Source organism: Allosphingosinicella deserti (genome assembly GCF_003012735.1).
Taxonomy (GTDB): domain Bacteria; phylum Pseudomonadota; class Alphaproteobacteria; order Sphingomonadales; family Sphingomonadaceae; genus Allosphingosinicella; species Allosphingosinicella deserti.
Genome location: NZ_PXYI01000014.1, coordinates 25,631 through 38,071 on the forward strand (window position 1 = coordinate 25,631; position 12,441 = coordinate 38,071).

Genomic DNA, 12,441 nt, shown 5'->3' on the forward strand with positions numbered 1-12,441 from the left:
AGTTTCGAACTTGAAGGCATTCCTCTTTGCCTCGGCCGCCGCCATGTCGCTGGCGGCCTGCACCAGCGCCACCGACACCGCCCCCGTTCAATCCGCCGCCGCCGAACCGGCCGTGGCTCCCGTGGAAGCCCCAGTGACCGTGCCCGACAACATCCTGCTCGCCAATTGGACGGGCGCCTATGACGGGGTTCCGCCCTGGGACCAGGTCAAGCCCGAGCTGTTCCCGGAAGCCATCCAGTTCGGCATCGACGAACAGCGCCGCGAGGTTCGCGCGATCGCCGACAGCGCGGAGGCGCCGACGTTCGCCAACACGGTCGAGGCGCTGGAAAAGGCCGGCCAGCGGCTCGACCGCGTGCTGTCGATGTTCGGCGTAATGACGTCGAACATGGCGACGCCGGCGTACCAGGCGCTCGACAAGGAATGGTCGCCCAAGCTTTCGGCCGCCTCGGACGAGATCACCCTCGATCCGAAGCTGTTCCAGCGTATCAAGGCGGTCTACGAGGCGCGCGCAAGCGCCGGCCTCGACGCCAAGCAGCAGCGCCTCGTCACCCGCCTGTACGAGAGCTTCGTCCGGCGCGGCGCCAATCTGACGTCCGAGCAGAAGCAGCAGCTTTCGGCCTACAATTCGCAGCTTGCCGAGAAGTTCGCGACCTTCAGCGAGAAGGTGCTCGCTGACGAGAGCACTCACATCGTGGCCACGGACGCGGAGCTGAAAGGCGTTCCGGCGGACATCAAGGCTGCCGCGGCCTCGGCCGCCAAGGAGCGCGGGCTGCCGGCCGGCAGCTTCGCGATCGTCAACACGCGCTCCGCCGTCGATCCGGTGCTGACCTTCGCCGACAATCGCGCGCTGCGCGAGAAGGTGTGGCGCGCCTTCGTCAACCGCGGCGACAACAAGGGGGCGAACGACACCAACCAGACGATTGCCGAAATCGTCAAGCTGCGCGCCGGTCGTGCCAAGTTGCTCGGCTTCGCAAGCCATGCCGAAGCGCGCATGCAGGACACGATGGCCAAGACGCCGCCCAAGGCGATGGAGCTGATGATGGGCGTGTGGCCGGCGGCGGTCGCACGGGTGAAGGAAGAGGTTGCGGACCAGCAGGCGCTCGCCCGCAAGACCGAGCCCAAGCTGGTGATCGAGCCCTGGGATTACCGCTACTATCAGGAGAAGGTGCGCAAGGCCCGCTACAACCTCTCCCAGGAAGAGGTGAAACCCTATTTCGAGCTGAACAACATCATCGAGGCTTCTTATTGGGCGGCGGGCGAACTCTACGGGCTTGATTTCAAGGAGATCACCGGCACCGTTCCGGCCTGGAATCCGGACATTCGGGTGTACAGCGTCACCGATCGCCGCGACGGTCACCAAGTCGGCGTCTTCTATCGCGACGATTATGCCCGCACCGGCAAGCGCTCTGGGGCCTGGGCGACCACCTATCGCAGCCGCGCCGGACTGCTCGGCGACAAGATCGTACTCGGCTCCAACAACAACAATTTCGTCAAGCCCGCGCCCGGTGAGCCGGTGCTGATCAGCCTCGACGATGCCGAGACCCTGTTCCACGAGTTCGGGCATGCCATTCACTATTTCCTGTCGGACGTTCATTATCCGAGCTTCGGCGGTACGCCGCGCGACTTCGTGGAATATCCGAGCCAGGTGAACGAAAATTGGCTGCTGACCCAGCCGGTGCTCAGTCGTTTCGCCAAGCATTACAAGACCGGGCAGCCGATGTCCGCAGCCCTGATCGACAAGATCGAGAAGGCGTCGACGTTCAACCAGGGCTTCGCCACGGTCGAATATCTTTCGTCGGCGATCGTCGACATGATGCTGCACATGGATCCGGCCGGCGTGGTCGATCCCGATGCGTTCGAGCGCGATGCACTGGCGAAGATCGGCATGCCGCGCGAGATCGTGATGCGGCACCGGCTGCCCCAGTTCAACCACCTGTTCTCGTCCGATGCCTATTCGGCCGGTTATTATTCCTACCTCTGGTCGGAAACGATGGACGCCGACACCTGGGCGGCATTCGAGGAAGCGGGCAATCCGTTCGACAAGGCGACTGCCGATCGTTTCCGTTCGACCCTGCTGTCGACAGGCAACGAGACCGACCGCGCGGAGGCCTATCGTGCGTTCCGCGGACGCGATCCCGACGTGAAGGCGCTGATGCGCAAGCGCGGCTTTCCGGTGAAATGAGACGAGCGGGCCCGGCAGCGATGCCGGGCCCGTCTGCCATCAGGCACCAGCCTTCACCGCTTGGGCCCAGGCCAATTCCGCGAGCGGCTCAAGCCCGGCCGCCATCTTGTCGGCATGGGCGGACGCGGCGGTGCCGCGGACGATCCGGCCCTTGATCCCGTGAACGATCGCCGAGAGCCGGAACAGGTTGAAGGCGATGTAGAAATCGAGGTTCGCGATGCCCTCCCGCCCGGTCCTGCGGCAGTAGTCCGCGACATAATCCGCCTCCGACGGAATGTTGCGGGTGGCGAGATCGAGCCCGGCGAGGCCGGTGGTGATGCCCGCCGGCATCCGATAGATCATCAGATGATAGCTGAAATCGGCGAGCGGGTGACCGAGCGTCGACAGCTCCCAGTCGAGCACCGCCAGCACGCGTGGTTCGGTGGGATGGAAGATCATGTTGTCGCAGCGGAAATCGCCATGGATGATCCTCGCCTCGTCCTCGCCGGGCGGAATGTTGGCCGGGAGCCACTCGACGAGCCGATCCATGGCCGGAACCCGCCCGGCCTCGACATCGCCGAGATACTGGCCCGACCAGCGTGCGATCTGCCGCTCGAAGTAATTGCCGGGCTTGCCGTAGTCGGCGAGTCCCGCAGCCTCGGGATCGATCGTGTGGAGCCGGGCAATGGTTTCGTTCATCGCGTCGAAATATCGGGGCCGATCGGCCTCGGGCACTTGCGGGAAGTCGGCCTCCCAGAAGATCCGGCCCTCGACCATCTCCATCACGTAGAATGCGGTCCCGATGACGCTTTCGTCGGTGCAGAGGGCATAGGCACGGGCGACCGGGAAGTTCTGGCCGTGCAGGGCGCTGATGACCCGATATTCCCGGTCGACCGCATGGGCACCGGGCAGCAGCTTGCCCGGCGGCTTGCGGCGCAGCACGTAGGACCGGCCCGGCGTGATCAGCTTGTAGGTCGGGTTGGACTGTCCACCCTTGAACTGCTCGACGGCAAGCGGACCGGCGAAATCGTCGACCTCGCGTTCCAGCCAGCCGGCGAGCGCCTCGACATCGAACCTGTGCGCATCGCGGACATCGATCGTGCCGCTATTCTGGGCGCTCCTGTCCATCTCCATCCTCTCTCATCATCTTATGTTCGGGCGGGCGCGGTTACTCCGCCGCTTTCAGCAGCAGCCGATGCGCATGCAGGACTGGCTCGGTGTAGCCGGACGGTTGGGCCTCGCCATCGAGGATCAGCGCCCGCGCAGCCTGGAAGGCGATGCTGGAGCCCGGATCCGCCGCCATTGGCCGGTAGGCCGGATCCCCCTCATTCTGGCGATCGACGACCTTGGCCATGCGCACCAGCGCCTGTTCGACCGCATCCCGATCCACAATATCGTGATGCAGCCAATTGGCGACGTGCTGGCTGGAAATGCGGCAGGTCGCGCGATCTTCCATCAGGCCGACATCGTGAATGTCGGGCACCTTGGAACAGCCGACTCCCTGATCGATCCAGCGGACGACGTAGCCGAGAATGCCCTGAACATTGTTGTCGAGCTCCTCGCGAACTTCATCGGCCGACCAGTTGCGGCCGGCCGCGACTGGAATGGTGAGCATGTCCGCGAGGCGCGCCGGTGCGCGCCCGGCAATCTCCTGCTGACGTGCAGCGACATCGACCTCATGGTAATGGAGCGCGTGCAGCGTGGCGGCGGTCGGCGAGGGCACCCAGGCGGTGCTCGCAGCGGCCAGCGGATGGGCAACCTTCTGGGCAAGCATGTCGGCCATGCGATCGGGGATCGCCCACATGCCCTTTCCGATCTGCGCGCGGCCGTGGAAGCCGCAGGCGAGGCCGACATCGACATTGTTGTCTTCATAGGCCTTCAGCCACGCCGCGCTCTTCATCTCGCCCTTGCGGATCATCGGAGCCAATTTCGTTGACGTATGGATTTCGTCGCCGGTGCGATCGAGGAAGCCGGTGTTGATGAACACGATGCGGTGGCGGACTGCCTCGATCACCGCCGCGAGATTGACGGAGGTTCGGCGCTCCTCGTCCATCACGCCCACCTTGATCGTGCAGCGCGCGAGACCGAGCAGATCCTCCGTGCGGGCGAACAGGCGGTCGGCGAAGGCGGCCTCCTCCGGTCCGTGCATCTTCGGCTTGACGATGTAGATCGATCCTGTGGAGCTGTTGGCGCGTGCGCCGTTCAGATCGTGAAGCGCGATCAGGGAGGTAAACACCGCGTCGGCCAGGCCTTCCTGGACGTCCTCGCCGCCGATCCGCATCATCGGATTGGCCATGAGATGCCCGACGTTGCGCACGAACAGCAAGGCGCGGCCCTTGAGGGTAAGCGATGTTCCGCCTGGCGCCTTGTAGACCCGGTCAGAGTCGAGACGGCGTTCCACGCTGTGGCCGCTCTTGGCGAAGCGCGCTGAGAGATCGCCTTTCATCAGCCCGAGCCAGTTGCGATAGACTCCGACCTTCTCGGCAGCATCCACTGCCGCGACCGAATCTTCGCAATCCATGATCGCGGTGATCGCACTTTCGAGCAGGATGTCGGCGACGCCCGCTTTGTCCTGCCGCGCGATCGGATGGTCTGGATGGAGCACGATCTCGAGATGGAGATTGTGGTGACGCAGCAGGATGGCGCCTTCGCGCCAACCGGCGAGCAGCGAAGGATCGGCAAGCCCGCCGCGATCCGTCATCAGACGGTCCTGCTCGATGCGATAGCTCCCGACATCGGCATGGCTGCCCTCCGCAAGCGGGGCAATGCGATCGAGCAGGTCGCGGCCCCAGGCGATCACCCGGGCTCCGCGGTCGGGGTCGTATCCCGCAGCCGAGGGGCGGTCGCCCATCGCGTCGGTGCCGTACAATGCGTCGTAGAGGCTGCCCCAGCGGGCATTGGCGGCGTTCAGGGCATAGCGCGCATTGCTCATCGGCACGACCAATTGGGGGCCGGCGATCAGGGCGACTTCCGGATCGATCTTGTCGGTCCCGATGGTGAACGGCGCCGGGGGATCGACGAGATAACCGATCTCGCGGAGGAATTCTTCTTCTTCGGCAGGGGAGGGGATGTGGCCGCCGAGCGATTCGTTGCGCGAATCGATCTGCGCCTGGAGCTGCTCGCGGCGGCGCAGAAGCCGCCGGTTCTCGGGGGTGAGATCGCGGATCAGCGCCGACAGGCCGCGCCAGAATTCCGTAGGGTCGAGGCCGGTGCCGGGGAGCGCCTCGGCCTCGATGAAGGCCTTCAGTTCGGCGTCGATCTCGATGCCCGAAATCAGCTCATATTGCGCCACGGCCGGCTCCCTCTATCCTGCGCTGCAACGCGGCGTAACCGCTCCGAACGGGATTATCCATGCGGTTCCTCGCCTTGCTCCTCGCCTGCTTCGTCGCCGTCGCCCCTGCTGGCGCGCAGGAAACTTTGGTTCTTCTCCGTCCGGCCCGCGTGTTCGACGGCATCTCTGCAACGGCGCATGAAGGCTGGTCGGTGCTCGTCCGCGGCGATCGCATCGAGGCGGCGGGTGCGAACGTGGCTGCGCCGGCCGGCGCGCGGCTGATCGAGCTTCCCGGCATGACCCTGATGCCCGGAATGATCGAGGGCCACTCACATCTTTTCCTGCACCCGTACAATGAGACGAGCTGGGACGATCAGGTGCTGAAGGAGCCGGAGGCGCTGCGCACCGCCCGCGCTGTCAATCATGCGCGCGATACCCTGATGGCTGGCTTCACCACGGTGCGCGATCTCGGCACCGAGGGCGCCGGCTATGCCGATGTCGGCCTCAAGCAGGCGATCGAGCAGGGCATCGTGCCTGGGCCGCGAATGCTGGTTGCCACTCGTGCCCTGGTCGCCACCGGCAGCTACGGGCCGAAATCCGGCAATCCCTATCTTGCCGCGCTCGGCGCCGAGGAAGCGGACGGCGACACCCTCGTTGCCGCCGCCCGCCGCCAGATCGGTGCGGGTGCCGACGTCGTGAAACTCTACGGCGATTATCGGTGGCGTCCCGGCGAGGACAGCCGTCCGACCTATTCGCTGAGCGAGATCGCCGCCGTCGTGGACGCCGCGCGCGCCGCCGGGCGCCAGGTCGCGATCCATGCCAGCACGCCCGAAGGCATGCGCCGCGCAACCCTCGGCGGTGCCGCTACGATCGAGCACGGCAATGGCGGCACGCCGGAAATCTTCCGGCTGATGAAGGAGAAGGAGGTGGCGCTCTGCCCGACGCTCGGCGCCACCGACGCGACCTCGCGCTACCGCGGCTGGAACGGCGCCGCGCCCGAGCCCGCTGCCGTCACCGAGAAGAGAAAGAGCTTCGCCGCGGCGCTCGCCGCCGGAACGCCGATTTGCATGGGCGGCGATGTCGGCGTCTTCGCCCATGGCGACAATGTCCGCGAAATGGAACTGATGGCGGCTTGGGGCATGCGTCCCGGGGACGTGCTCATCGCCGCAACCGGCGGCAATGCGCGCATTTTCGGGATCGCCGATCGGGTCGGCGCGGTGCGGCCGGGCCTGCTTGCCGATCTCGTGGCGGTCGACGGCGACCCGACGCGCGACATCGCCGCGGCACGCCGGGTGCGATTGGTTATGAAAGGCGGGAATGTGGTTCGCGGAGCAGACGTTGCGGATTAGCCTGATCCGGCATGCGGCTTGTCCCAGCAGTGATTTCAGGCCGCGATTGAGATCGCCGACGCCGACGATGATGACGTCCAGCGTGCCTTGCAGAGCGCTTACGACCAGGGTCTGCTGCGCGGCAGGAAGCTGCTCGCTGCCAAGCGACTGGTGGAAGCACGCCGCCGCCGGGGGAAGCGCCTCAAGTCCGTCGAGCCCTACGCGCCCGAGAAGCTCAACTCCGCCGCGCTGGTTCGGGCCTACCAGGACGATGCCCAACGCAAGCGCGAGATCATCCGGCGGGTCAACAGCGCGAAGGACAGGCTGGTGCTGATCACCGAAGCCCTTCGACGGCTCGCCGCCGATGCGGCCTTCGCCGCGCTGATCAAGGAGGAAGGGCTGGATACCATGCCTCAGAAGATCGCCGATCGCGTCTCCAGCGTGCAAGCGGCATGACCGCGCTGCACCGCGCACAGCCGGTCGTGCTGGGCTTCGAGCAATCGAGTGTCCGCGTCCCCATTGACGCCATCCGGCCCTTGCGGAAAGTTTCGGACCGTACGAGGCGATCCGCGACATATCGTCAGATTGCCGCGTCCATCGCGGAGGTCGGGATCGTCGAACCGCCGGCCGTCATACGCGATGCACAGGATCGCGATCTCTACCACCTTCTGGACGGTCACGTTCGCGTCGCGATCTTGCGCGAGCAAGGCGAAACGGAGGTGACATGCCTGATCGCCGTCGACGACGAAGCTTTCACCTACAACAAGCGTATCAGCCGGGTCGCCACGATCCAGGAGCACAAGATGATCCTGAAAGCGATCGCGAAGGGAGTCCCGGAAGAGCGCCTCGCGCGCGCGCTCAACGTCAATATTGCCCATATTCGGGCCAAGCAGAAAATGCTGATCGGTATCTGTCCGGAGGTGGTCGACCTGCTCCGGGACCGGCACGTGCCTATCAATGTTTTCCGCGAGCTGCGTTTCATGAGAACGGTCCGGCAGATCGAAGCCGCGCAGGCGATGATCACGATGAACCGTTATTCGCTCGCTTACGCCAAGTCACTGCTCGCGGCGACGCCCGCGGATCAGATGGTGGAAGGCAAGAAGCGCCGCAGACGCGGCCTCTCCCGCGCGCAGATCGAGACAGTGCGGCGTGAGACGTGCAACCTCGACCGTGAGTTGCGCCTGGTGGAGCAGGATTACGGCGTCGATCAGCTCGACCTCGTGCTCGCGACCGGGTTCGTAACACGTTTGCTCGGCAATGTGCGGGTGGTAAGACATCTCGCCCACCACCATTCCGACATCCTCGCCGAGTTCCAGAAAATCGCGGAAGCTCAGGGCGCTTCGTGATGCAGGTGGACAACACGGCGCGGGAGGGCCGGGCTGCACTGATACCTGGTTCGAGTGCAGCCGTCGACGATAGTTCAACGGCTTCGGCAGAATCGTCGCCCAGCATGCCTGCTCGTCTCCGTGCGGCCGGCTCCAACACATATCTATGCAAATCTCCTCTTCCATGTCCCGCTTCGGAGCGACCGGCAGCGTACCGGAGGCACGCTTTGACGCCGGCTCTCCAAGCGCGGTCTCCAATCTTCAAGACACGAACGCAGGCCGTGACGGAATAACCGGCGATGACCCGAGGGCACTGCCTACCTGTGAGCGCAGGCGGCATGTCCGGCGGATCGCGAGCAGGCGTCGCCCGCGGCAACAACCGCAATGTGGGCGCCCGGCAGAGGCTAGGGGCACTTTGATCCGGGGCCGAGCTTGAGACTGAATGCGGGTTGCTGCGCCAACATCCTCTCTTGACGTGAACCTGCCCGATCAAGCACCTCTGTACGTCCGGCTTGACCGATGAGGCCATGGAGTGTTCGGATGGATCATCCCGATCCGGTGGGTTCGAAGCGCCTCGATGGCTGGAAGTCGGTGGCGACCTACTTCAACCGTGACCGGACAACCGTCATGCGCTGGGCACGCGCTCGCAAGCTGCCGATTCACAGGATGCCCGGGGGCAAGCAGGGGTCGGTGTTCGCGTTCGAGCACGAACTCGCGGCTTGGGCATTGCGCCACGACGACGTTGCCATCGCAGCCGATCATGTGCCTCAGCAGGTGATGCTGGCGGCAACTGTTGCCGAACCGGCGAAAACGCGTCCGGCGGGCATTCGGGCCATTCGCGTCCCAGTCATCGCGGCCGGCTGCGCCGCCCTTGCAGTCATCCTGGCCGGCGACGTCGCTTGGCGGGCAGGCGAAGCACCCGCGCAGATCGTCGAGCGGCCGGCTTTGTCTCTTCCGCGCGACCCGCTCGTTGCCGCGGATTTCGTGACCGCGCGCGATATGTGGGCCCGCCGCTCGTCGCGCGACCTTGTAAGTGCGATCCGCCTCTACGAGAGCGTCATCCGGCGTGATCCGCACTTCGCGCCGGCGCATTCAGGACTTGCAGACGCGTGGCTGCTCATCCGCGAATATGGGGCCGTCGACGATCCTACCGCGTACCGGCGCGCGCGTCGCCATGCCGAAGATGCCTTGCGCCTGGACCCACGGCTACCCGGAGCCCATCGGGCCCTCGGATTTGTCGAATATTGGTGGAGCGGCCGTGCGCCGAGCGCGCTCAAAAACTTCCGGCGGGCAATCGCGCTCGATGAACGCGACCCGCAATCCCACTTCTGGTATGCTAACGTGCTGGCGGATCTCGGAGATGACCAAAATGCGCAGCGGGAATATAACCGTGCGCGATTGCTTTCGCCCGGTTCGCGCACGATCGAGGTCGAGCAAGCCTGCTCGCACTGGCAGGCGGGACGCGATGAACTCGCACTCAGGCAGCTTTCCGCGCTTGCAGAACGGGCTCCGGAGGATGCCACGGTCTACAATTGCCTGGCGTGGCTCCACATCTCTCATGGCGACATCGTGCAATTCGCCCACGCCTTCTCGGCGCGAGCACGTATCCAGCGAGAGGTTCACCTGCTGCGTGTGTCCGCCGAAGTGGAGGCGGCGGTGCGGCGGGATCCGCGCACGGCCGTGGGGGTGCTCGTCGCTGCGTCACGCCGCGAGATCGCGGCGGGTGCGCGGAAGTCGCGCGACACACCTGCATTCTATGCTTCTTCCATGGGAGAGCGCGCCATGCTCGTGCAGCTTCTGACCGAGGCCAGTGACCTGCGGGAGCAATGGTATTCGGCACCGGTCACCCGGCGAATTGCTGAGCGCTGGCGGGGAGACGCCGAGGTGCAGCAGCTGCTGAGGAGCCTTACACCACGGCAAAAACCATTGATCCCGACCGGTTAGCCGCTTTATTCCACATTTTGCCACATTTTGCCACATCCCTCCTCCCCGGTTCCGCCTGATACCTCTCATGGTGTCCTGCCCATGAGGACCAGGGCGCAAGGGGGATCCGATGTTCACCGGCGTGGCGAGAACCGCAATACTGGAACGACCGGGCGTGTCTGGGGCGATCGCCGGATGCTTGCGACTGTGCCAGGGGAATGAGCGCAGTGCGAAGCCGACCGCGATGTTTGAGGCCCTGGCGGCGCGTCCGGTCGGCGGGGGAGGCGGCGGACGGTCCGGGCGTCGGGGGGCGCCCGGACCGCGAGCCTTGCAAGCACCGGAACGGTTTCGCTGCCTGCAAGCGGCTAAAGTGCCGGGATGACCGACAGGACGTCACCTGCTGCGCCGGAGAGACAATCAGCGGTCGGTCCGGGGGATGTCCTCTCCCGGGAACTGGCCGGCCGGTCGAACCGCTATCGCGCCCGGGCTGTCGAATGCCCGCCGCATTCGCCGCTGCGGGAGTTGCTTTCGATGATGGCAGACGCCTACGCGTCGGAATCGCTTCGGGTCCGAAGCGGGGAGCGCCGGCCCTGATCCCGGTGACCCGCACGGCGAGCGCCCGCTGCGAGGCGATTGATCGAGAGGTTCGCAGCGCAACCGGAGCGGTCGCAGGTTGTCGACGCGAAGGCCGCACGGGCTGATCAGGTACGGGATCGTCTCGGCCAAGGCGCGGTGAAGCTCCATTCGTAGCACTGCCTGCGCACCGCCCGGGGGTAGCCCGGTCCTGTCGCGCCTGCGGTCCTGCCGTGCCGCCCCGATGCGTTCATGGATCAGCCAAGGAGAACGATGCCGAGGACCACAAGGGCTACGAGGCAGCACGATGCGAGCAGGAACGTCCAATCGGCTCCCGCAAGGCTCTCCCGGAGGCGGTGCTTGGTCGTGTAGGATGGCCTCAAACTTTCCGTGAGCCGCTTCGAGCGCCGTCGCATGGATGCGTCCCTATCCTGTTTGAGAGACCGGCGATTGCGCCGCGGCAAGTACAACGCCGCCAAGATAGGTCCGCAATGGACACGAAGGACTACGCCTTTCGGACAGGCATCCGCCACCGCCGAGGGATTGTGGCAAGTCCTTGATTTACAACAAGCCTGTCGCAGCCGCATCACATCTTAGCTCCCACTGAGCGCCAGCAGTAGAAACTTTGCTACCATTGTTCGGGCGAAACGAATGCGATAATGACATTTGCAGCACTTACCTTGCGGCGCTCGCATGCCCTGCAATCCGCCATCACCACCACGAGCGGCGCTTTGCACGAATGCTCGAGACGAGTGTCCGCAGGCAGTCGCAGTCGGGCCGGGCTCGCTGGTCAACAAAGGCGGCATCGCCTGACCAGGAGTGAATCCGCTGCGAAGCCACTAGCCGGAGGCACTTGGGGTGACGATGGAAATACTGGTCGTCGAAGACGATCCCAAGCTCCGCTCGGTTCTCAGCGCGACCGCGCAGGTCGGCGGTTTCGACACCCGCGAAGCGGAAAGCGGATCCCAGGCGATTTCGCTCGTCTCCCAGGGTGTCGGCGACGTCGTGCTGCTCGACCTGGGCTTGCCGGATTATGACGGACGCGAACTCCTCATCATTCTGAGGCAACTCTCCGACCGGCCCATTCTGGTGGTCTCCGGGCGCGGCTCCGAACAGGATCGCATCGAGGCTCTGGACCTTGGTGCCGACGATTTCATCGTCAAGCCCTTCCTGCCAGGCGAGCTTCTCGCCCGCATTCGTGCGAGCCTGCGACGACATGGCAGACCGCTTCCAGAGGCCGGCGATGCGGCAGAGGGTGGGTTCGACGCCGCGGGCCGCCTTCCCAGCCGGCTCGGCTCATATCTGCTCGATCCGTTCGACCAGAGCGTGTCGTTCAACGGCGGGAAGGCTCGCTTGAGCGACGCGGAATATCGAATCTTCGGAGCGCTTGCCGGAGCGGCAGAAGCCGTACTCAGCCGTGCCGAGCTACTCGCCATCCTGTACGGGGAGGAAGCGCCTGCGACCTCGAAGATTATCGATGTGTACATATCGCGCGTGCGCGCCAAGTTGCGCGACATTCCGGGTGGCCGCGATGTCCTTCAGACGGTGACCGGGAGCGGGTGGCGGCTGCTCGAACCGCCGAGAACGGTCTCGGGAATCCGCTGACGGACCGTTTACGGAGCCACGGTCCTGCCTCGCGCGGGCGCCTCTTCAAGGATTGGTGGCGCTGTCCGCAGGAGGTGCCGGGGAGGCATCGCAACGGCTTGGTGCGAAAGAGTTCGCAGGGAGAGCCGGCGGCCTCGATTGCAGGCGCTCTGCACGCCGAGTGGCGCGCAAGAAGCCACGAAGTATTCAATCAGACATAATGTGGCATCGGGTGCGTTTCTGCGCGGGACTGGTTTTCGCCCGTCGTAAACACTT

Annotated in this window: 8 protein-coding genes; 6 read left to right on the forward strand and 2 right to left on the reverse strand. The window is 65.1% G+C overall.

What is annotated here, in order from left to right:
• Nucleotides 1-10: 10 nt before the first annotated feature.
• On the forward strand, nucleotides 11-2,182 hold the full coding sequence (locus tag C7I55_RS26355) for a M3 family metallopeptidase (protein ID WP_332888443.1): 2,172 nt from the start codon (nucleotides 11-13) through the stop codon (nucleotides 2,180-2,182).
• A 39-nt stretch (nucleotides 2,183-2,221) separates the two neighbouring features.
• Here the strand turns inward: C7I55_RS26355 and C7I55_RS26360 are convergent, their stop codons facing one another.
• A complete protein-coding gene (locus C7I55_RS26360; RefSeq protein ID WP_408640641.1) occupies nucleotides 2,222-3,295 on the reverse strand; it encodes a phosphotransferase in 1,074 nt (357 codons plus the stop codon).
• A gap of 34 nt (nucleotides 3,296-3,329) precedes the next feature.
• Nucleotides 3,330-5,453, reverse strand: a complete 2,124-nt coding sequence (locus tag C7I55_RS26365) for a malate synthase G (protein ID WP_106516043.1) — start codon at nucleotides 5,451-5,453, stop codon at nucleotides 3,330-3,332.
• A gap of 59 nt (nucleotides 5,454-5,512) precedes the next feature.
• Here C7I55_RS26365 and C7I55_RS26370 point away from each other — a divergent pair, with 59 nt between their 5' ends.
• From C7I55_RS26370 to C7I55_RS26390, 5 genes are all read left to right on the forward strand, one after another.
• Nucleotides 5,513-6,781 carry a metal-dependent hydrolase family protein gene (locus tag C7I55_RS26370; RefSeq protein WP_106516044.1) on the forward strand — a complete coding sequence of 423 codons (1,269 nt, stop codon included), beginning with the start codon at nucleotides 5,513-5,515 and terminating at the stop codon, nucleotides 6,779-6,781.
• A gap of 87 nt (nucleotides 6,782-6,868) precedes the next feature.
• On the forward strand, nucleotides 6,869-7,216 hold the full coding sequence (locus C7I55_RS26375; protein WP_106516045.1) for a hypothetical protein: 348 nt from the start codon (nucleotides 6,869-6,871) through the stop codon (nucleotides 7,214-7,216).
• The gene (locus C7I55_RS26380; RefSeq protein ID WP_106516046.1) at nucleotides 7,213-8,106 is read left to right on the forward strand and encodes a plasmid partitioning protein RepB C-terminal domain-containing protein; all 894 of its coding nucleotides are present in this window, start codon (nucleotides 7,213-7,215) and stop codon (nucleotides 8,104-8,106) included. Before C7I55_RS26375 ends, C7I55_RS26380 begins: the two co-directional genes overlap by 4 nt.
• Before the next feature lie 519 nt (nucleotides 8,107-8,625).
• Nucleotides 8,626-10,029, forward strand: coding sequence for a tetratricopeptide repeat protein (locus tag C7I55_RS26385; RefSeq protein WP_106516047.1), 1,404 nt, complete (start codon nucleotides 8,626-8,628; stop codon nucleotides 10,027-10,029).
• A 1,416-nt stretch (nucleotides 10,030-11,445) separates the two neighbouring features.
• Nucleotides 11,446-12,186, forward strand: coding sequence for a response regulator transcription factor (locus C7I55_RS26390; protein ID WP_106516048.1), 741 nt, complete (start codon nucleotides 11,446-11,448; stop codon nucleotides 12,184-12,186).
• Nucleotides 12,187-12,441: the final 255 nt, after the last annotated feature.